This is a genomic window from uncultured Maricaulis sp. (assembly GCF_963975345.1).
Taxonomy (GTDB): Bacteria; Pseudomonadota; Alphaproteobacteria; order Caulobacterales; family Maricaulaceae; genus Maricaulis.
The window spans coordinates 1-20,345 of the sequence record NZ_CAXBGE010000005.1 but is presented as its reverse complement, the minus strand read 5'-3'; the positions used below and the strand labels follow the sequence as shown (position 1 = coordinate 20,345).

Below are 20,345 nucleotides of genomic sequence, written 5' to 3'. Positions count from 1 at the left end.
TCGCGCCGACCATACGGACCTGATCCGTGGCACGCCGCAGGCGAAAAAGGGCGACCTCTCCGACAGATGAGAGGGCCATTGGGGGTTAGTAAATATGTCGACATCCGAGCGTCACGACGGCGGCCTTGCTGCCATGGGCATTCAGGCCAAGCAGATCCACCTCAACTGGAATGAAGCGCGGCTTTACCAGACCGCGATCCACCGCAATGAAGGCGAGATCGCCGAAGGCGGCGCCCTCGTCGTCAAGACCGGCATCCATACTGGCCGCTCGGCCAAGGACAAGTTCACGGTCCGCGATACCGAAACCGAAGACCAGGTCTGGTGGGACAGTAATGCCCAGATCGACCCGTCGCATTTCGACGCACTCTGGGATGATTTCCGCCAGCATATGACCGGCAAGGAATTGTTCGTGCAGCAGCTGTTTGGCGGCGCCGACAAGGACCATCGTCTGCCCGTTCGGGTCGTCAATGACCTCGCTTGGCACTCACTGTTCATCCGCCATTTGCTGCGCTTGCCGACCGAGGACGAGTATCAGAACTTCCAAGCCGAATTCACCATCATCAACCTGCCCGATTTCAAGGCCGACCCGGCGCGCCATGGCTGCCGCTCGGAGACCGTGATCGGTGTTGATTTCGCCCGCAAGCTGGTGCTGATCGGCGGCACGTCCTATGCCGGCGAGACCAAGAAATCCGTTTTCACCATTCTCAATTATCTGCTGCCGGCCAAAGGCGTGATGCCAATGCATTGCTCGGTCAATGTCGGCAAGGATGATGATGCGGCGATCTTCTTCGGCCTGTCCGGCACCGGCAAGACGACCCTGTCGGCCGATGCCAGCCGCACCCTGGTCGGTGATGATGAGCATGGCTGGTCACCCAATGGCCTGTTCAATTTCGAGGGCGGTTGCTACGCCAAGATGATCAAGCTCTCGGCCGAGGCCGAGCCGGAAATTCACGCCACCACCAAAATGTGGGGCACGGTGCTTGAAAACGTGGTGATGGATCCAATCACCCGCCAGCTCGATCTCGACGACGCCACCCTGGCGGAAAACAGCCGCGGCGCCTATCCGCTCAGCGCGATCCACAATGCCAGCGAGACCGGCACCTGCGGCCATCCAAAAAACCTGGTTATGCTGACCTGTGACGCTTTCGGCATCATGCCACCGATCGCCAAGCTGACCCCGGCCCAGGCGATGTATCACTTCCTCTCGGGCTATACCGCGAAAGTCGCCGGCACCGAAAAGGGCGTCACCGAACCGAGCGCCACCTTCTCGGCCTGTTTCGGCGCCCCCTTCATGCCGCGTCACCCAGCTGAATACGGTGCCCTGCTGCGCGAACTGATCGCGACCCACAATGTCGATTGCTGGCTGGTCAATACCGGGTGGACCGGCGGTGCCTATGGCACCGGCAAGCGGATGCCGATCAAGGCAACCCGCGCCCTGCTCAACGCGGCCCTGGACGGCTCCCTGAAGGAGGCCGCCTTCCGCGAGGACGCCAATTTCGGCTTCATGGTTCCGATTGCCGTCGATGGCGTCGATCCCGCGATCCTCGATCCGCGCTCGACCTGGCAGGACCAGGCCGCCTATGACGCCCAAGCCAGCAAGCTGGTCGGGATGTTCATCGAGAACTTCAAAACCTATGAGAACCACGTCGCGCCCTATGTCCGCGCAGCCGCGCCGCGCGCTGAAAAGGCGAAGAAGACACTGGAAACCGCCGCCGAATAGGCCAAGCCACAGCTTTTTCCAACGAGCCCCGGTCGGCCATCGACCGGGGCTTTTTGCTGCCTGGAGCTCCAGGGAAGCCGCAATCGATGCGCGTGACATTTTCGCTCGCTTGATGCGCCAAATGCAGCTTTGCAACAAAAACCGTTTGACCCATGGCGTTGATTGCGCCTTTCTTGCAAAAGAATTTCACCGCGCCTGATTTTGGGCACGGATTTGCCTGACCGGACCCTGATGACCCTCAATGCCGTAACCCGCCCTGACATGCTGCGCCGCACCGCTTGCGGCGATGGCGTCAACGCGTCTGCCGGTTCGATCATGTCCACTGCCATGACCATTACCATGACCACCTCGACGATGCGGGGGCAGGTTGGCGTGGACTAGCGGTTTTCAACATCCGCATGACACCCCGACCCGCTCCCCCAGGAAGCGGGTTTTTTCTTGCCTGAATTTCAGATCACCCAAAGGACCAGTCCAGTGAACTCTCCAGCCAGACCAGCACCCTTGCCCAAGCTCTGCGTTCTCAAATTCGGCAGTTCGGTGCTGCTCACCGCCGATGATTACGCGCGCGCCGCACATGAAATTTACCGCCACACCCGGGCCGGCGAAAAAGTCGTCGCTGTGGTCTCGGCACTCGACGGCGAAACCGATGCCCTGTTCGAGGTCGGTGATGTCGTCGGGCAGAGCGCAGATGACGCCATGCTGGCGCGATTGGTGCGCTGCGGCGAGTTGAAATCGGCGGCGTTGATGGGCTTGGCGCTGCAACGCGCCGGTGTCGCGGCTGCGGTGCTGGACCCTCATGAAATGGGGCTCAGAGCCGACGGTTCGGCGCTGGATGCCAATCTGACCGGGCTCGATGCCGACCGCGTGCGGGCGTATTTCCAGCGGGCTGATGTCGTGGTCGCGCCGGGCTTTTTCGGTGACGGGCGGGACGGACCGGTGACGCTCGGTCGCGGCGGCACGGATCTGACGGCCGTGATGTTTGCCCATTGGCTCGGAGCCAGCCGGGCGCGCCTGATCAAGGATGTCGACGGTGTCTATACCGATGACCCGGCCCGCGTGCCCGATGCGCAGCGCTTCGACCAGCTTGATTATGCCGAGGCGGCGCGGGTCAGCCGTGGCCTGGTGCAGGACAAGGCGATCCAGGCCGCCCAAGCGCTCGGCGTCGTGATCGAGGTTGCCGGGCTGGGTAAGGCCTTCGCAACGCGGATCGGCCCGGTGGCGCGCAAGCTCGGTGTCCGTCACGCCGCCAGACCCTTGCGGGTAGCCGTGCTCGGCCATGGCTCGGTCGGCGCCGGGGTGTGTGAACACTTGCTGGCCCATCCCGGCCGTTTCCAGCTCAACCCGGTTCTGGTGCGCGATGCCGACGCGCATGCGCGCAGCGGCCTGCAATTTACGACGGATGTGGCCGAAGCGCTGGACGGTGAGCCTGACATTGTCGTCGAGACGATGGGCGGCACCACGATCGCCCGCAGCCTCAGCCAGTCCGTCCTGCGCGACGGCATGCATCTGGTGACCGCCAACAAGGCAGTAATCGCGCTCGACTTTCAGCGCCTGCACGCGCTGGCGACCAAAGCGGGGCGGCAATTGCGCTATTCTGCAGCGGTCGGTGGTGGCGCGCCGATCCTGGAGACGCTCGACCGGGTGAACCAGACCGGCGCAGTCCTGTCGGTGGAGGGCGTGATGAACGGGACGTGCAATTTCATCCTCGGTCGGCTCGCCGAAGGGGCCCTGCTTGCGGATGCGATCGCCGAGGCCCAGGCGCTCGGCTTTGCCGAGGCCGATCCGCGCGGCGATATTGACGGCCATGATGCCGCCGACAAGCTCTCCATCATCATCCAGCACGCTTTTGGCGTCGCGCTCGATCCGCGCGAGATCGCCAAGGAGAGCCTCTCCCACCTGCCAGCACATCGTTTGCAGGCAGCGGCGGAGCAGAATCTGGTGTTCAAACAGGTCGCGTCTTGCACCGCCGGCAGCGATGGCCGCGTCGTCGCCAAGGTCGAATTGCGCGCCCTGCCACGGGACCATCGCCTGGCTCGGCTACGTAATGAAGAAAACGGATTTCTCGTTCAACTTCCCCATGAATCCCTCTATGTGCAGGGCAAGGGTGCCGGCCGCTGGCCGACTGCCGAGGCGGTGTTTGCTGATATCGTCGACATCCAGCGCCGCGTCGATTGCAGCCAAGCGGCCACGACCGGTTCGAAAGCCGGGCTGGCCGCGCAGACCACACGAATGCCGGGGAAAGAAATCGCATGACATCGGCTCCCAGTTCGGCCCGCGCTTCGGCGCCGGCCAGTATCGGCAATGTCGGCGTCGGCTTCGACGTGCTTGGCCTCGCCTTCGATGCCGTGCGTGACAGCGTCACCGCGCATCGGACGACTGAACCCGGCGTCCGGTTGGGCACGGTTTCCGGCCTGGTCGACAGCCTGCCAGCCGAAGTGGAGCGCAATTGCGCCCTCGCCGCTGCGAAGGCTGTGCTCGACGCGGCTGGCGCCCCATTCGGCGTCCGCATCGATATCGACAAGGGCGTGCCGCTGAGCGCCGGCATGGGCGGCTCGGCGGCCTCTGCGGTCGCGGCAGCCGGTGCGGTCAATGCTTTGCTGGTCACGCCGTTTGAGACGCTCGATCTTCTGCTGCCGGCGATGCAGGGCGAGCGGGTCTCGGCCGATCCACCGCCTTGGGACAATGTGATGGCCGCCCTGCTGGGCGGGCTGGTAATCGCGGCCCGGCTCGACCCGCCGCTGATCCGGCGCCTGCCTTTGCCGGCCGGCATTGCCTGCATCCTGTTTCATCCCGACCGCAAAATCGAGACCCAAGACGCCCGCAAACTCCTCTCCGACAGCATCGCCAAAGACATCGCCGTCGAGCATGCCCGCAACATCGCCAGCTTCGTGGCCGGTTGTGCCAGCCACGATCTCGAGCTGATCGCCGCCGGGCTGCGCGATGTCTTTATCGAGCCACAACGCCTGCCGCTCCTGCCCGAACTGACTTCGGTGCAAGCAGCCGCTCTCGCCGCCGGCGCGCTCGGCTGTTCCTTCTCCGGCTCGGGCCCGTCGGTGTTTGCCTGGGTTCCGGATGCGCAGGCAGAGGCTTGCCGCGCGGCGATGGCGGCCGCCTTTGCCGCAGCAGATTGTGCTGCGACGCCCTATCATGCGCCCCTGATCTCGGATGGTTTGCGGCTGGAGGCGGTGTCGTGATGTATCGCAGCACACGCGACGAGGCACCACTGGTCACTGCCGACCAGGCCCTGCGCGCTGGCGTCGCGCCGGATGGCGGGCTCTATCTGCCCGAGGCCCTGCCGCACTTCGAGCCGGGTGATTTCGCCAGCGACCCTGATCTCGGCACGCTGGCCCACCGCCTGCTGACGCCCTTCTTCGCCGGTTCACCATTGTCGGACGGGCTGGCGGGAATCTGCGCTTCGGCGTTTGATTTCTCTGTGCCGCTGGTGACGCCCGACCCGGATCAACCCGCCCTGCAGGTGCTGGAATTGTTTCACGGGCCGACCGGTGCCTTCAAGGATTTCGGTGCCCGCTTCCTGTTTCGCGCCTTCGATGTGATCGCCAGGGCCGATGACCCGATCACAGTCCTCGCGGCGACCTCGGGCGATACCGGCGGTGCAGTTGGTTGTGCCGCCGAGGGCGCGCGCCATGCCCGCGCGGTGATCCTGTTCCCGAAGGGACGGATATCGGCTTTCCAGGAAAGGCAGCTGTGCTGCTGGCGCGAACCGGTGACGGCTCTGCGGGTGAACGCTGATTTCGATGCCTGCCAGCGCCTCGTCAAAACCGCCTTCTCCGACACCGGCCTCAGCGCCCGCCATGGGCTGACTTCGGCCAATTCAATCAGTATCGGACGCCTGCTGCCGCAAATGGCCTATTGGGCCCAAGCCAGCCTTGAGGTCTTTAATCGCACCGGGACCAAGCCCGGCCTGATCATACCGACCGGCAATCTGGGCAATGGTTTTGCGGCCATGCTGGCGCGCGCCTGCGGTCTGCCAATCGGACCGATTGTGCTCGCGACCAACGCCAATGCGACCCTGTCCGACTGGTACGCCAGCGGCCAATACACAGCGCGCCAGTCGATCGCGACGCTGGCCAATGCGATGGATGTCGGCGCGCCGAGCAATTTCGAACGTTTGGTGGGCTTTGGCGAGCATCTGGTCGAGGATGTGGTGCGGGTCGATGACGCCGCCATCAGGGCGCGCATCGCGCAGACCTGGCAGCACAGCGGCTATATCGCCTGCCCGCACACAGCGACGGCGCTGGAGGCGCATGCGCGCATGGGCCAGCGCCAGCGCGAGAATCGGCCCTGGATCGCCGCCGCGACGGCGCATCCCTATAAATTCGCCGACGTCGTCGAGCCCCTGACCGGTCAGACCCTGTTCGCACCGCGCAACCTCGCGCAAGTGCTGGAACGGCCGGTGCATGTCACCGACATCGCGCCCAGTCTCGAAGCGTTGACGGCACAACTGGACGCCGGCTGCAGCGCGTGACCAGCGCCAGGCGGCTGCGAAAATTGACCCGCTGGGCCAAGCCTGTAGCATCCCGGCTCACCACAAAGGCCAGCTCTTGCTCCGAACCGCCATTCATCTGCGCAAACGCATCGATCCGGCCGCAGATTACGTGCCGCGCTGGCCGGTCGGGATCGAGGCCGCCACCTTCGACCCGCTGCACCATGGCCGTGCTGCGCGCGCTCTGCTCAATGACGCCTATGCACCGGGCGGCGGTGATGTGCTCGCCTTCGAGGACTGGTGGCCAGCCTTGAGCGCCGATCCGGAATACCGCCCCGATCTCTGCTTCGTCGCCCTGGACGCAGCCAGCGGCGAACTCGCCGGCTTCGCCCAATGTTGGAGCTTGGGCTATATCAAGGACATCGCCGTCGCGCCCGCCCGGCGCCGCCACGGTCTGGGCCGGGCACTGATGCAGAAGATTTTCCGCACCTTCCAGGCGCGCGGCATTTTCGAGGTCGACCTGAAAGTGGCCGCAGATAATCCGTCCGGGGCGGCGGGATTTTATGCAAGGTTGGGGATGGTGGAGGTGACAGATCACCCGGGACAGGGTCCAGTTTGAAACCGGTGCACGTCCCGCTTCCGCCTACCGCAGCTGGCTGTCCTTGCTGCCGCGGCGATTGACGCCGGAGGCGGCGCGTTGGCCGTCGCGCTCTGACTGGCAGAGAATACAGGTTTTGACGCCGGGAATGGCCAAGCGCCGGCGTTCGGGGATTTCATCGCCGCATTCGACACAGAATTCGGCACTCTCACCCGTCGGCAGCTTGCTGCGCGCGTGCATCACCTCATCCGAGATCGAGTCGTCGATCTGATCCTGTACCGCCCCGTCTCGGGTCCATCCGCCGGCCATCATTCTACCTCGGTCAAAACTCCAATCAGGCTTTGAGATGGGCCTTCAAACGGGGAAATCAAGCCAGCACGTTTGATCGCGGCGCGCCCGGTTCAACCGAGAGCTTCGCCAAGATGGTCAATCAGCAGGCGCACTTTGGGCGATAAATGACGGTTGTGGGGATAGATCGCCCAGATGCCATCATCGGGCGCGCGATAGGCGTCGAGCATGGAGACCAGCCGGCCGGAGCGCAGTTCGGCGTCGACATAATAATCGGGCAGCTGAATGATCCCGATGCCTTTGCGGGCAGCGTCGACCAGCGACGAGCCGCTATTGCAACGCAGGTTTCCGGTGACGCGGATATGGCGCACTTTGCCACCTTCCTGAAACCGCCAATTGCCGGCTGTACCTTGCAGGCAATTATGCCGGTCCAGCTCGGAAAGCGTATGTGGCGCGCCATGGACGGCCAGATAGCCCGGCGAGGCGCAAACATGATGCGCGCGGCTGGCCAAGCGCTTGGCCATCATGCTGCTGTCTTCGAGCTGACCCAGCCGGATCGCCAGATCATAACCTTCCGCGACCAGATCAAGCATTTGATTGGTCAGGTTTAAATTGACATCCAACACCGGATAGCGGGCGACAAAATCATTGACCAACGGAGCGATCCGGTTCTCGCCATAGGTGACGGGCGCGGTCAGATTGAGCCGGCCCTTGGGCGTCTGGTGCAGATCCGAGATCGCACGTTCAGCCTCGGCCAAGCCATCGAGCACCTGGCGGCAATGGATGTAATAAATCTGGCCGGTATCGGTGATCGTGACTTTTCGCGTCGTGCGATAGAAGAGTTTGACCGCCAGCCGCGCCTCGAGCGCCCCGACCTGGCGGCTGACCTGCGCCGTGGATATACCCAACCGCTTGGCGGCGGCGGTGAAGCTCTCGGCCTCCGCGACGGCGACGAATTCACTGACACCTTCCCAGTTGGACATCGACGCCTCGCTCATTGCCGGGCGCCACCTAATTGTTACCGTGACGCAATACTGAATTACAGAAAATCATGATTATGCCGGGTCAGGAATAGTGTAAACCCGTCCCATCATCCGCTGCACAAGCGGCACGCCAACCAATCTGAAGCAAAGCGAGACCGCGATGACCGACATGATCAAATCCAAGGCCGCTGTCGCTTGGGCCGTGAACCAACCGCTCTCGATTGAAGAAATCGACGTCATGCCGCCACAAGCCGGTGAAGTGCGCGTCCGCATCATCGCCACAGGCGTGTGCCATACCGACGCCTTCACCCTGTCGGGTGACGATCCGGAAGGCATCTTCCCCGTCGTACTCGGCCATGAAGGCGGCGGCATCGTTGAATCGATCGGCGAAGGCGTCACCAGTGTTGCCGTCGGCGACCATGTGATCCCGCTTTACACGCCGGAGTGCGGTGAGTGTAAGTTCTGCAAATCGGGCAAAACCAATCTGTGCCAGAAAATCCGCGAGACCCAGGGCAAGGGCCTGATGCCGGACGGCACGACGCGCTTCTTCAAGGATGGCAAGCCGATCTTCCATTATATGGGCTGCTCGACCTTCTCCGAATACACCGTCCTGCCGGAAATCTCGCTGGCGAAGATCAACCCGGAAGCACCGCTCAAAGAAGTCTGCCTGCTCGGCTGCGGCGTTACCACCGGGATGGGTGCAGTGATGAACACCGCCAAGGTCGAAGAAGGCGCCACCGTTGCCATTTTCGGCATGGGCGGAATTGGCCTGTCAGCCGTGATCGGCGCGACGATGGCCAAGGCCAGCCGGATCATTGTGATCGATATCAATGAGAGCAAGTTCGACCTCGCCCGCAAGCTCGGCGCGACCGACTTCATCAATCCGAAGAATTACGACCGGCCCATCCAGGACGTGATCGTTGAGCTGACCGATGGCGGCGTCGACTATTCGTTTGAATGCATCGGCAACGTCAATGTGATGCGCTCGGCGCTGGAATGTTGCCACAAGGGCTGGGGTGAATCGGTGATCATCGGCGTCGCCGGTGCCGGCCAAGAGATCTCGACCCGGCCCTTCCAGCTGGTCACCGGCCGCGTCTGGCGCGGCTCGGCTTTCGGCGGCGTCAAAGGCCGTTCCGAACTGCCTGATTATGTCGAGCGCTACATGAAGGGCGAATTCCAGCTCAATGACTTCATCACCCACACCATGGGCCTTGATGACATCAATGAAGCCTTCGAACTGATGCATGCCGGCAAGAGCATTCGCTCCGTCATTCACTTCGACAAATAGGCCCGCAAGACGGTCGCGCTGAAACGGCATTACCTTGGGAAGGGTGCAGCATGTCACTGGAAATTACGAGCTCAAACAAGAGCTTTGGCGGCTGGACCAAGCATTACAGCCATCATTCTTCGACGTTGAATTGCGATATGCGGTTCGCGATCTACCTGCCGCCACAGACCGCGAACGGACAAAAAGTCCCCGTCCTCTACTGGCTGTCCGGCCTGACCTGCACTGACGAGAACTTCATCCAGAAAGCCGGCGCCCAGCGCATCGCCGCCGAGCTTGGCGTCGCCATTATCGCCCCCGACACCAGCCCGCGCGGCAGTGATGTCGCCGATGATGAGGCTTATGATCTCGGCCAGGGCGCGGGATTTTATGTCAACGCGACCCAGGCACCGTGGAATCGTCATTACCAGATGTATGATTATGTGCTCCGCGAGCTGCCGGAGCTGGTCGAAGCCACCTTCCCGGTCAGCGACAAGCGCTCGATCTTTGGTCACTCGATGGGCGGGCACGGCGCTCTGGTCTTGGCGCTGCGCAACCCGGATCGTTTCCAATCCGTCTCGGCCTTCAGCCCGATCAGCAATCCGGTCAACGCACCTTGGGGACAAAAAGCCTTCAGCGCCTATCTCGGCAAAAGCCCCTCAAGCTGGGCCCAATACGATGCCAGCCTGTTGATGCGCAAAGCCACCGGCGCTGTTCCGGCGCTGGTCGACCAGGGCGAGGCAGACCAGTTCCTCGAAGAGCAATTGCAACCGGAAACGCTAGAAGCGGCGGCCAAGGCGAGTGGGTATCCGCTCCAGCTCAATCGCCGTGAAGGCTATGATCACAGCTATTATTTCATCGCGAGCTTCGTCGAGGAGCATGTGCGCTTCCACGCCAAGCATTTGAGCGCCTAGCGTCTGGCGGTCTCCTTCGGAGGGCGGTCATGGAAAACATCGGCGCGAGATGGTATTCACCGCAGCTGAGTGACGGTTCCGTGAACCAGGCGTATCGCTCATCGAAACTCCTGCCAGCCCCACAGGTCACTCATGACGAGCTTGAAACAAAAACGCGAAATAGACGGCGTTCAACTGGCGCTTCTGCGCACCGAACTCGCCAACCGAAGAACCCTGCTTTCCTACATCAAGACCGCGCTGGGCCTGGCTGTCACCGGCCTGGGCTTGCTGCATTTCACCGAGGCCCAATCGATCTATGCTTGGATCGGAGCGCTCCTGCTCGTGGTCGCAGTCCTGACAGTCGGGGTTGGCCTGATAGACTATCTACGAACCAAGGCCAAGATTCAGCGCGAGAAGCTCGACGCTGAGGTTTAGCGGGCTGCGCCTGGGAACATGACCCAACCCAAAAACAAAAAACCCGCCAGGTCATTGACCGGGCGGGCTTTTCTTTGGGTGCGGGGATAGGATTTGAACCTATGACCTTCAGGTTATGAGAGACAGTCCGGGCTTGTCACGCGTTGTCACGGGTCGACGCTGCAGCGCCATTTATCACACGTTTTCAATTATTTGCCTTGACCCTTGCGACTCCAGACGTCACCGTGCCGACACCGTGAAGCGCTGCCAACTGCTTCCAATATGCTTCCAAATCGGAATCGACCATGGGAAAAATCACGAAACGTTCCGTCGACGCGCTCACACCGAGCGAGCGGGATTATTTCTGCTGGGATGTGCAAATTCCCGGCTTTGGCGTGCGCGTGTCACCAAAAGGGCGAAAGACCTACACCGTGCAATATCGCATCGGCGGGCGAACCAAGCGGGTGAGCTTGGGCGTTCACGGCGTGATCACGCCGGACGAAGCGCGCGATCTGGCCCGGCAGACGCTGGGCGGCGTAGCGCATGGCCAAGACCCGTCCGGCCAGAAACGCCGCGACCGGCGCGCGCCGCACATGGGCGCTCTATGCGACCGCTTCATCGACGAATACGTCCCGGTGCGCTGCAAACCATCGACGCAGCGCGAATACAAGCGATGCTGCGATATCTTCATTCGCCCCAAGATCGGCATGATGCGAATTCAGGATATCACTCGGCCCGATGTTTCCGCGATCCATCACGAATTGCGTGACAAACCCTATCAGGCCAATCGCGTCCTTGGCGTGCTCTCCAAGATGTTCAATCTGGCGGAGGTCTGGGGGTTGCGACCAGACGGATCGAACCCGACGCGCCATGTCCAGAAATACAAAGAGATCAAACGCGAGCGCTATCTCGACCCTGATGAGATCGAGACGCTATGGCGCGTCCTCGATCAGGGCGTGCTCGACGGGACCGAAACGGTGCACGTCGCCAGCGCCTTCAAGCTCCTGCTCCTGACGGGCTGCCGTCTTTCAGAAATTCAAAAAGCCAAATGGTCATGGGTAAACCGAAATGTCCTTCTCCTGCCGGACGCCAAGACCGGCCCGCGCCGCGTCATGCTCAGCCAATCCGCGCTTGGCGTGCTGGCCGCCCTGCCCCGCCTGCCGGGCAACCCCTATCTCATTGCAGGCAAGGTCGACGGGCACTACGCGACCGACCTGCAAAAGCCGTGGCGACGCATCCGCAAATCGGCCGGCATCGACGAAGTTCGCATCCATGATCTGCGACACACCTACGCCTCGCTCGCAGCGGCGGCGGGACACTCCCTGCACACAATCGGCAAGCTGCTGGGCCATACCCAGGCACAGACAACTCACCGCTACGCCCACCTTGCCGATGCGGTCACCCGCAGCGCAGCGGATGATGTCGACGGGCTGATTAGTGGATTTACTGGCAATGCTCCGCAAAGCACCGTCTCGCCTCTGAGGGTCGTCGCCCATGAATGAAGCGCAATTTCAGTTTTCTTCTACAGAAGAATGGCTTCGGCTGGGCGTTATGCCGCAAGGCGAAGAGGCGCACCCGATGATCGACAAGGAGAGCGTTCTAATCCTTGCGGAGGAGTGCGCCATCCACGACCCAAACGATATCCACATATACTGGTTTCAGCTTGCTCGAGCGGCGCGCGACTACGAGCAATATGTCGGGGTAAAATTCAATGACCTCCCCAAAAAAATCGCTGATGAAACGGGTGACCTGCTCAAAAAGCTCGGAAAGCTGCACTCACAACTAAGCTCAACCAGTGAAGAAGCCTTCGCTCATTTCGAGAGCGCCGCGATCCAAATTCGAAACATTCAACTGGACGTGAGCGGAGTGGAAGCGCTTCCAATCCAGATTGCGGGCACTGACGAGCTTTCGAGAATTTCTTCGCCTCGCTCGATCAAGCATTTCACCAGCGAAGTCGCGGCAGTGATCGCGTTTCTAGAGCAGGCTCAAGAATTCGCCCAGCCCGCTAAAAGGGGCACTCCTCCGGCATTCGGGCTCAAACTCTTTGTCCGACGCATGCTCGGCTTTTGGCGGGATACGCTTGGCCGGTCGGTCACAGTTGATCACAACTGGGCTTACGCCACCTCTGACGCTAGCAACTTCATTGCTCAGTCACTCAAGCTCGTAGACGTCGTAAAGGATGAGAGCGTCAACAGCGCCGTCAGAGCTTGGAGGGCTGACAATAAATAGCACCAAAACTTTCTGAATTCCTGTCAGCGAGATCGTGTGCACATGGAGTCACAATGTGCTCAATAGGAGGCCGGTTCAAACAAAGGAGACCGGCTATGAAGAAACCCAAGACACCAGTTTTGACTGACGCAAACGCGCTCATCGATGAAGATGACGCGTCGAAATACCTCGCCATATCCCCCCGCACATTGCGCAATTGGCGCACTCGCGGCGGCGGCCCCCGTTTCGTGAAAATTTCTGCGCGTTGCATCCGCTATCGGATGCGGGACCTTCTTGAGTGGTCCGACAAGCGCACCCGCCGGTCGACCTCTGACCTCGGCATCCTCCGCTAACGAGTTTTTGCCCGCGTGCGGTTGACCGCAGCGCGCGGGATTTTTGGAGAGCACTGCTCCTCGAAAATGGGGTCAGGCTTCGGCCTGGCCCCTTCCGGGGGCGGCTCAGTTGCTCTCCAAAAACCAATGCGGTCTCGGCGCGAAGCGCGCCAACTCACCCCTCACTAAAAGGAATAAAGCATGTCCAGAATTGGAACTCTGAAACCGACCGGCCCACACGACTTCTGGTCCGATCTTCGCGGACAAGTCCGCACGCTCTCCTTCAAGGCGGACCTCCGCATTGAAGCGATCCGCGACCCGAATGCGCATCCCGACGCACCATCGCACCGCGTCTCAATGCGCGATCTTGAAGGTGAGCCGATGGAAATCGGCAGCGCGTGGTCGAAAACGATCAATCGCGGCTCCAACAGCGGAGACGTCTTCCTTTCCGTCACACTCGACGATCCGAGCTTTGCGCACCCGCTGAACTTCGCCGTCTTCAAGGAAGGCGAAATCGGCGTTGCCACATGGCGACGACGCCAAGAACAAGCCGCCTGACGCTCGGAAACCTAGAGGGGGGTCCCTGTATCACCCCCCTCTAGAAATACAGGACCCTGCCAATGACCAGTCCCGCCCTTCTCCACGCTGGCTTCGATGGTCTTGATCTGGCGTACAACACGCAGATCGGAACCGAGCTTCAATCGGCCTTGCTGCATGCCAAGGCACGCGCGGCAGAGGAGCGGCGCGCGCAAGCGGTGACGTTCGCCGGACACACCTTTCTCGTCGAGAGCCACGGCGGGAGCGGCGGCTATACCTTCTCGGTGAATACGGGCGAGCTGGGCGCGCTGTGGTGGTTCAAGGAGCCGCGCGCCGGGCGTGACCCTTGGGGCGTGCGCGTTTCATCCCGCGCCCTCCCCTTGGCCGTCCACGGCCTCGATGCGGTGAAAACCAAGCTCGATCAATTCCTCATCGATCTGGGAATGATCTTCGGTGAGGCCGACAGGCGCATTTCCCGAATTGATTACGCGCTCGATTTTCTTTTTCCGGATTATTCGATCGAACCGGATAATTTTGTTGCCCACTCACGCCGGGCAAAGGCGCTCGACGGCGAATTTTCCGCAGAAATGCGGGGAAATAAATTTAACGGCATTCGAATTGGAAAAATGCCGAATTCGCAAATTTGCATTTATGACAAACGCTTAGAGGTTATAGAAAAGAGAAAAACCTTTTGGTGGGATATTTGGGCCAAGGCTACGACACCACAGTCAGTTTTTTTGACCAATAGATCGCCGATTTGGCGTTTTGAGTTCCGGGCGGGCCGCGACGCTCTGGAAAAGGCCCTAGGGCGCCGAACGTGGGAAGCGTTTACGCGCGATCCTGCTTTTATTTTTCGAAAAATCGCCCATCAAACGCGGCTGGCAATTCCGCAAAAGGATTGCAACCGCGGTCGCTGGCCGAACGCAGCGGTCTGGAATGAGTGCCACAACGAGCTCGAGCGCATATCGATCGCACATGACCAGTCCGTCGACGTCGCTAAAATTCTAGCAGAATTGCGGGCTGCGAATTTACGGACCTTGGAAGCACAAACAGTGGGACTTATCCTGGCGCAAACCGCAGCATATGGACTGACGGAATCTGATATTCCCGCAGTCTTGGACCAGGTAGCACTCGACATCGCAGATAGAGCTATCAACAAGAAAGGTGGCGTCGAGGCACAGCTAGCAGAGCGCACGAAGGCGTGGAACACGCGATACTAGGCCACCCGGTCGCTTACTCCCCTGCAGGCTCGATTTCTGCCAGCCTTTCCATCAACAACGCGTTTAGCGCCGGCCCGTTCTGCCCAAAATGAATTTCGCGGTGCAAGGTGGGGTCAATCGCCGCGACCCAACGCGGGTGATCTGGCCCATCGTCCGCCAGCAGATGCGTGTGGTGAACCTCGAGGTAGGGCGCGCCCCTCCGAGTGATAAACGGTCCCGCCTCTCCGGAAAGCTCGCACACACCATTCGCACGCGCCAACACATAGTCGCGCACGGCCTTGCTGCGCTGTCGATAGGTCTGCGCGGCATCGGCAGGTTTTGAGCTGCGGCTGGGTGCGAGAGCCCCATAGGCTCGCTTTCTGAGCTCCGCGAGGTCCTGGCCGCCGACCTCCGGCTCATTGCCACCCGACGCAATAAATTCCATCGACGGTTGATTTTTTACTAGGTGGAAGCGGATGCACTCCCGATCGTCCCCATTACGATCAGGCCCCCGAAAACTCTCCCACGCTGAGCAGGTAAACATCCCGCGGTATCGGACCGGGCGGCCGTGCCCCAATGATTCAAATAGCATTAGTTGCTTTTCGTTCCGGGCATGATCGCGGATCGCGCGATTTCCCACACGGAACGTCATGTCTCCAACCTGACCCTCGCCAGTAAAGACAAACGTCTCGCTCCCCACCCAACCGTCCTTATAGCCGTACTGTTCCCCGCCAGCACCGGTGAACAAAAAGACCAGCGGGAAGTTTGCGGGCGTGGAGATGCCGCCCTGCCGTTGCCCGCCGTAGCGGGCGTGAATGTCATTTGCGCGGCTGTATTCACGGTCGATTATAAACACTACTGAACCCTCCTTCGGCGCTCACACACAACGCGACCCAACCGCCTCTTGATTTATCACAGCATATCCGACTCGGAGGATACTGTGGCGCGCACCGATCCCGCGACTTCGCACTCCTGTTCTCCAGGACCGCGATGGCGCAAGCGCAAGGCAATGAGAAATCAGCCGCGTCACGCGAACTCCACGGAAATCACTCGTCCGATTTGAGCGTTTCGGGACGATTCGCCTAGACCACAGCAGCCGGTTTTGCCCCTCGCCAGCACACCTCGAAAAATTTGCGCATGTACGTGACGTACTCGCAGTTGTCACTCAGGTACCGCTCACGAATATCGTTCAAAATAATATCCTTCATCGCTGCTGATGCCGCACTTTCGTAGGCCAACATCATGCCTCGGAGACTATCAATTCGATCTCGAATATCCTCGACCAGCTCTGGCCGATCCAGCGATAGCTTATCTATCGTAACGTACCCAATCGGACTATTTGGGAGCGGCACAATGCGTTCGGCAAAGAAAACAAAACATTCGCTTGGATCGGTTTCATAGGGATTGATTACATCCTCATCAACATTGCCATTATAGAAATCCGATTTATTTCCATTACATAAACGGCAAGCGAGCGTCAAATTGAGCCAATCAAATGATAGCTCGGGGCGCTTTGATTTCGGGATGATGTGCTCAATGTCACCGTGCTGAGAATGAAGGGCTTTTGTTTCGCAGTATGCACACTTTCCCAATGTTTCAGCGATCAACGCATCCTTTATCGCGGAATTTCGATAACGACTCTTTTGCGTAGGCGTCGGGTCATATCCCGCAGCCTTTGCATTCACCAACTCGTCTTTCCAACGCTCGGCGTTCAACGCCAATACCCCTGGAGGCGCCCCTTTTTGCAACTTCCTCATGACGGATCTCTAGACCTCTCGAATACTGCGGTCGGATACTCGGAGACAAGGCCCTCTGATTTGAGTTCGTCGTGCATTGCGTCCAGTGACGCCGAAGTAAGTTCCTTCCCTCGGTAACTCTCGACAATCTCTTTCGCTCGCTCACCCGCCCATTCGGGAATCGTCGCAGGAACCCCCAATACCTCTCTCAATATCTCAGATGCGGTGCCGGCTCGGTTAACCGTGTCCAAGTGCTCGCTACGAATTCTGCGACCAGAGAAAACGCCCGGGAGGTCGTCGGCGCCCCGGGTCGCTGTAGCCCCACCACGCTCTTCATATTCGCTATCAAGATATCGCAGCACGTATACAGACGAATCGCGCACAGAGGTCACGATAAACGGGCTGTGAGAGGCAACAATAAATTGAGCGGTCGGGAAAGCCTCCACCAGATCAGAAAGAAAAGTTCTCTGCATCGATGGGTGCAAATGATTCTCTGGTTCATCCATCGTGACCACAAACTTCTCAACAGCTTTTGACTGGAAGAATATTTGCCACGTGACTTCAATGATTTTCAGAATGCCGCCAGAACAAGCATCAATCAAAAAATTACCACTCACGGTATTCAAAACTATTTCGGTGTTATTAACGATCGAAATTCCAGTATATCCAAGATCCTTTGGCAACGTTTTTTTCAAAATTTCTTGAAATTCTTCAAAATACTCGCGATACAATTTCGTACCAACTCTAGGACCCGAATCATATCCAAACATAACAAAATACAATAGATGCATCTTAATTTGATCCAAAACACTATCTTGGCCCGGTCTAGTTCCGTTATTATAGTACTGTTGAAATATATGATTTATTCCTACCTGAACGCCGTCGATATTAATTGCATTCAAATTCAATATTTGCATTTTTTTATATGTTGAAATTGGTCGGTGAGAATCAATATGAATACCCGTAACATTCAACTGCTGACTCACTAATAACGAATAAGTCACGTCTGTCTCATTGGGAAGTGACAGCTTCGATACCTGATCGTTCGAATACGTAATTTCTCCAACTTCGCGCCCATCAATATTTGCATTCACACTTTTAAAAAGACTAAAAATTCTTTCAATAACGCCGGCCTTTGTTTGCCTGGGTGTGGAAAGCAAATTTCGCGAGTATCCGAAATGTCTAATTAAAATTGACAAGGCTGTGCTTTTTCCAGAGCCATTCGGCCCAGTAATAACTGTCAAGCGAGGATGAAATTTAATATCTAAGCTATCTATTTGACGCCAACCCTGCAACTTTAACCTCTTAAACATAATCTTTCCCACTTCCAGCTAAATTTGAGCGATCAGGTTGGCAATCCACGGGAGCGCCATGTTACTCGAGCACGTATTTTATACCAATACACCTCAAATGCTTGCCACACGTTGCGACCAGGTCACATTCAACGGCGACTATTGCGCGGAGGCCCGTGCCGTCACGCGCCTCGATGGCAACGAACTGACAGCGAGGCAAACCTGGCGAGAACTCCCCGCCTGCTTCCAATATGCTTCCAAATTTTCAAACGCCTCGAAAACCCAAAAACAAAAAACCCGCCAACTCATTGAGCTGGCGGGCCTTTTTATGGGTGCGGGGATAGGATTTGAACCTATGACCTTCAGGTTATGAGCCTGACGAGCTACCGGACTGCTCCACCCCGCATCAGGATGTCTGCCCAAGGTGACCCTCGGGAGAGGCGCGTATGTAGGCTGGCGCGGCGGGTGCGTCAAGGCGATAGCTGCGCTTTACGGATGGGTCGGAAAATGGCCTAAACTAGTGGGCATGACTGATGACCGGCAAACACCATCCGATCCGTTTGATCGCGCCCTGGCCGACTGGCATGGCGGCCGCCTTGAGGCGGCCTTGTCCGGCCTGAGGGCGGCGACGACGAGCGGCGATGCCGGCTGTGCGAGCCTGCTCTTACAGATGAGTGCGGATCCGTCAGCTCCGCTTGGTGCCAAGGTCGCAGCGAGCGAGGCGCTGTTGGCGGCGCCCGACGAACCTTCGATGCGCCGGCATGCGGCCTTCGTGCGCGCCAGCGGTTACGGCATGGCGGCCGATCCCGGCGCGGCCCTGACTCAGCGCATCGACCAGGCCCGAAGCGGCGATGCCCAGGCGATGGTCGAGATCGGCTTGCTTTCGGCTCTGACCGGCGATAGCACCGTGCGCGTCCGGCTGGAGGCTGCCGCAGAGGCTGGCAATGTGCCCGCGATGGCGGCGCTGTTGCGGCTGGCGATCGAGGCTGGGCGAGTGAGCCCGCTGGCACGCCGGCACGCCGCCGCTCTGGCTCGCTCGGGCCATCCGCTCGGCGCCTCCCTGGTGCCTGCGGCCAGCGCCCTGCCCGATGGACCGAACGCCGCCAATGGCCATGATCCGACGAGCTTGGCCTGGCCCGAGGCTGACGCCTTGCTCAATGCCGTCATGGCAACTCCGCAGGCAGCGCAGACGCTGCATGATCAACCCTCTGTGTCCCGCTGGTCGGGCTTCTTGCCGACGGTGCTGTGCGACTATCTCGCGGCGCAGGCGGCACCTTTGCTCAAGCCGGCACAGATCTTCGATGCCGCGACCGGCCAGACCCGGCCCGATCCCTACCGGAAATCGCTGACGGCAGCTCTGCCCGATGGGGCGATGGATCTGGTGTTGTGGGCGATCAAATTGCGCATGGCAGCGCTGGCTGGCAGCACGTTCGACCAGGGCGAACCCTTGGCGGTGCTGCTCTATCGGCCGGGCGAGCAATACCGGCCGCATGTCGATTACCTGACCGAGGACGGACATGCCGCCTCGGCCGATCTGGCGCGGCGTGGCCAGCGTGTCGCGACCTCGCTGGCGCGGCTAAATCAGGATTTCGCCGGCGGCGATACGGTATTTCCGCGCCTCGACGTGCGCTGGAGTGGCCCGACCGGCGATGCTTTGAGTTTCGCCAATACCGATGCGGCCGGCGCCGGCGATCCGATGAGTTTGCATGCCGGCGAACCGGTCAATTCGGGGATGAAATTGCTCGCCAGCCTGTGGTTGCGCGAACGGGCCTAAGCGAAGTTCGACCTTCCTGGACGTCGAATTTCCCATGACTTTTCTGAGATTTGTCCGGAATCAAGACACAAAAAAACCGCGCCGAAGCGCGGTTGATTTGTTTGAAATTGTGTGTGGAGGATCATGAAATCTAACGTGCAGACCGGGCGGCGTCCTACTCTCCCACACCTTGAGATGCAGTACCATCGGCGCTAAGGGTCTTAACGGTCGTGTTCGGGATGGGAACGGGTGCGATCCCCCTGCAATAACCACCCGGTCAGCGCGTTAGATTTCATGTTTTTGAAGAGACAATCCTGTTTATGAGGTGCTTGATGCACAGGCGAAGCAATCGCCGTGCATGAACATCGTTGAGATCAAGCCAATCGAGTTATTAGTACCAGTCAGCTTCATGCGTCACCGCACTTCCACATCTGGCCTATCAACGAGGTGGTCTTCCTCGACTCTCAAGGGAAAACTAGTTTTGAGGGAGGCTTCCCGCTTAGATGCATTCAGCGGTTATCCCGTCCGTATATAGCTACCCTGCTATGCTGCTGGCGCAACAACAGGTCCACCAGAGATACGTCCACCCCGGTCCTCTCGTACTAGGGGCAGCTCCTCTCAATTTTCCGACACCCACGGCAGATAGGGACCGAACTGTCTCACGACGTTCTAAACCCAGCTCAC

At 59.6% G+C, this 20,345-nt stretch carries 20 protein-coding genes, 1 tRNA gene and 2 rRNA genes; 15 read left to right on the top strand and 8 right to left on the bottom strand.

Annotated elements, in window-relative coordinates; genetic code table 11:
• Positions 1-94 precede the first annotated feature (94 nt).
• From AAC029_RS06455 to AAC029_RS06430, 6 genes are all read left to right on the top strand, one after another.
• Complete coding sequence (locus AAC029_RS06455; protein WP_339745306.1) at positions 95-1,720, top strand: phosphoenolpyruvate carboxykinase; 1,626 nt, start codon at positions 95-97, stop codon at positions 1,718-1,720.
• A gap of 213 nt (positions 1,721-1,933) precedes the next feature.
• Positions 1,934-2,101 (top strand): hypothetical protein, encoded by a 168-nt coding sequence (locus tag AAC029_RS06450; RefSeq protein ID WP_339745303.1) that lies wholly within the window; start codon positions 1,934-1,936, stop codon positions 2,099-2,101.
• Between the two features lie 93 nt (positions 2,102-2,194).
• Positions 2,195-3,973 (top strand): homoserine dehydrogenase, encoded by a 1,779-nt coding sequence (locus AAC029_RS06445; RefSeq protein WP_339745300.1) that lies wholly within the window; start codon positions 2,195-2,197, stop codon positions 3,971-3,973.
• Positions 3,970-4,914 (top strand): homoserine kinase, encoded by a 945-nt coding sequence (locus AAC029_RS06440; protein WP_339745298.1) that lies wholly within the window; start codon positions 3,970-3,972, stop codon positions 4,912-4,914. The genes AAC029_RS06445 and AAC029_RS06440 overlap by 4 nt, the downstream gene beginning before the upstream one ends.
• The gene (thrC, locus tag AAC029_RS06435; RefSeq protein WP_339745894.1) at positions 4,914-6,206 is read left to right on the top strand and encodes a threonine synthase; all 1,293 of its coding nucleotides are present in this window, start codon (positions 4,914-4,916) and stop codon (positions 6,204-6,206) included. Before AAC029_RS06440 ends, thrC begins: the two co-directional genes overlap by 1 nt.
• A 76-nt stretch (positions 6,207-6,282) precedes the next feature.
• Positions 6,283-6,783, top strand: a complete 501-nt coding sequence (locus AAC029_RS06430) for a GNAT family N-acetyltransferase (RefSeq protein WP_339745295.1) — start codon at positions 6,283-6,285, stop codon at positions 6,781-6,783.
• 24 nt (positions 6,784-6,807) lie between these two features.
• On the opposite strand, the gene AAC029_RS06425 is transcribed toward AAC029_RS06430, so the two are convergent.
• Together AAC029_RS06425 and AAC029_RS06420 are read right to left on the bottom strand one after the other, a co-directional pair.
• Positions 6,808-7,071 carry a DksA/TraR family C4-type zinc finger protein gene (locus tag AAC029_RS06425; protein WP_339745891.1) on the bottom strand — a complete coding sequence of 88 codons (264 nt, stop codon included), beginning with the start codon at positions 7,069-7,071 and terminating at the stop codon, positions 6,808-6,810.
• Between the two features lie 92 nt (positions 7,072-7,163).
• Positions 7,164-8,033, bottom strand: coding sequence for a LysR substrate-binding domain-containing protein (locus AAC029_RS06420; RefSeq protein WP_339745292.1), 870 nt, complete (start codon positions 8,031-8,033; stop codon positions 7,164-7,166).
• 172 nt (positions 8,034-8,205) lie between these two features.
• Here AAC029_RS06420 and AAC029_RS06415 point away from each other — a divergent pair, with 172 nt between their 5' ends.
• From AAC029_RS06415 to AAC029_RS06380, 8 genes are all read left to right on the top strand, one after another.
• Positions 8,206-9,321: an S-(hydroxymethyl)glutathione dehydrogenase/class III alcohol dehydrogenase gene (locus tag AAC029_RS06415; RefSeq protein WP_339745889.1), complete on the top strand. Its 1,116-nt coding sequence runs from the start codon at positions 8,206-8,208 to the stop codon at positions 9,319-9,321.
• 56 nt (positions 9,322-9,377) lie between these two features.
• Complete coding sequence (fghA, locus tag AAC029_RS06410; RefSeq protein WP_339745887.1) at positions 9,378-10,211, top strand: S-formylglutathione hydrolase; 834 nt, start codon at positions 9,378-9,380, stop codon at positions 10,209-10,211.
• A gap of 132 nt (positions 10,212-10,343) precedes the next feature.
• On the top strand, positions 10,344-10,625 hold the full coding sequence (locus AAC029_RS06405) for a DUF202 domain-containing protein (protein WP_339745289.1): 282 nt from the start codon (positions 10,344-10,346) through the stop codon (positions 10,623-10,625).
• 284 nt (positions 10,626-10,909) lie between these two features.
• Positions 10,910-12,106: a tyrosine-type recombinase/integrase gene (locus tag AAC029_RS06400; protein WP_339745287.1), complete on the top strand. Its 1,197-nt coding sequence runs from the start codon at positions 10,910-10,912 to the stop codon at positions 12,104-12,106.
• A complete protein-coding gene (locus tag AAC029_RS06395) occupies positions 12,099-12,833 on the top strand; it encodes a hypothetical protein (RefSeq protein ID WP_339745284.1) in 735 nt (244 codons plus the stop codon). Before AAC029_RS06400 ends, AAC029_RS06395 begins: the two co-directional genes overlap by 8 nt.
• A 95-nt stretch (positions 12,834-12,928) precedes the next feature.
• On the top strand, positions 12,929-13,165 hold the full coding sequence (locus AAC029_RS06390; protein ID WP_339745281.1) for a helix-turn-helix domain-containing protein: 237 nt from the start codon (positions 12,929-12,931) through the stop codon (positions 13,163-13,165).
• A gap of 180 nt (positions 13,166-13,345) precedes the next feature.
• Entirely contained in the window at positions 13,346-13,702 is a 357-nt protein-coding gene (locus AAC029_RS06385) for a DUF736 domain-containing protein (RefSeq protein ID WP_339745278.1), read from the top strand.
• Positions 13,703-13,764: 62 nt separating this feature from the next.
• Positions 13,765-14,901 (top strand): hypothetical protein, encoded by a 1,137-nt coding sequence (locus AAC029_RS06380; protein ID WP_339745275.1) that lies wholly within the window; start codon positions 13,765-13,767, stop codon positions 14,899-14,901.
• A gap of 13 nt (positions 14,902-14,914) precedes the next feature.
• Here the strand turns inward: AAC029_RS06380 and AAC029_RS06375 are convergent, their stop codons facing one another.
• The 4 genes from AAC029_RS06375 to AAC029_RS06360 form a co-directional block, all read right to left on the bottom strand.
• Positions 14,915-15,736 (bottom strand): hypothetical protein, encoded by an 822-nt coding sequence (locus AAC029_RS06375; protein WP_339745272.1) that lies wholly within the window; start codon positions 15,734-15,736, stop codon positions 14,915-14,917.
• A gap of 226 nt (positions 15,737-15,962) precedes the next feature.
• The gene (locus AAC029_RS06370; RefSeq protein WP_339745269.1) at positions 15,963-16,637 is read right to left on the bottom strand and encodes an HNH endonuclease; all 675 of its coding nucleotides are present in this window, start codon (positions 16,635-16,637) and stop codon (positions 15,963-15,965) included.
• A complete protein-coding gene (locus AAC029_RS06365) occupies positions 16,634-17,929 on the bottom strand; it encodes an AAA family ATPase (protein ID WP_339745266.1) in 1,296 nt (431 codons plus the stop codon). The genes AAC029_RS06370 and AAC029_RS06365 overlap by 4 nt, the downstream gene beginning before the upstream one ends.
• Positions 17,930-18,237: 308 nt before the next feature.
• Positions 18,238-18,314: transfer RNA gene (locus AAC029_RS06360), tRNA-Met, on the bottom strand.
• Positions 18,315-18,434: 120 nt separating this feature from the next.
• Here AAC029_RS06360 and AAC029_RS06355 point away from each other — a divergent pair.
• Positions 18,435-19,682 (top strand): 2OG-Fe(II) oxygenase, encoded by a 1,248-nt coding sequence (locus AAC029_RS06355; protein WP_339745263.1) that lies wholly within the window; start codon positions 18,435-18,437, stop codon positions 19,680-19,682.
• Positions 19,683-19,823: 141 nt separating this feature from the next.
• On the opposite strand, the gene rrf is transcribed toward AAC029_RS06355, so the two are convergent.
• Both rrf and AAC029_RS06345 read right to left on the bottom strand, forming a co-directional pair.
• Positions 19,824-19,938: ribosomal RNA gene (gene rrf / locus AAC029_RS06350) — 5S ribosomal RNA — on the bottom strand.
• Positions 19,939-20,031: 93 nt separating this feature from the next.
• Positions 20,032-20,345 (bottom strand): 23S ribosomal RNA (locus AAC029_RS06345); the annotation flags it as partial.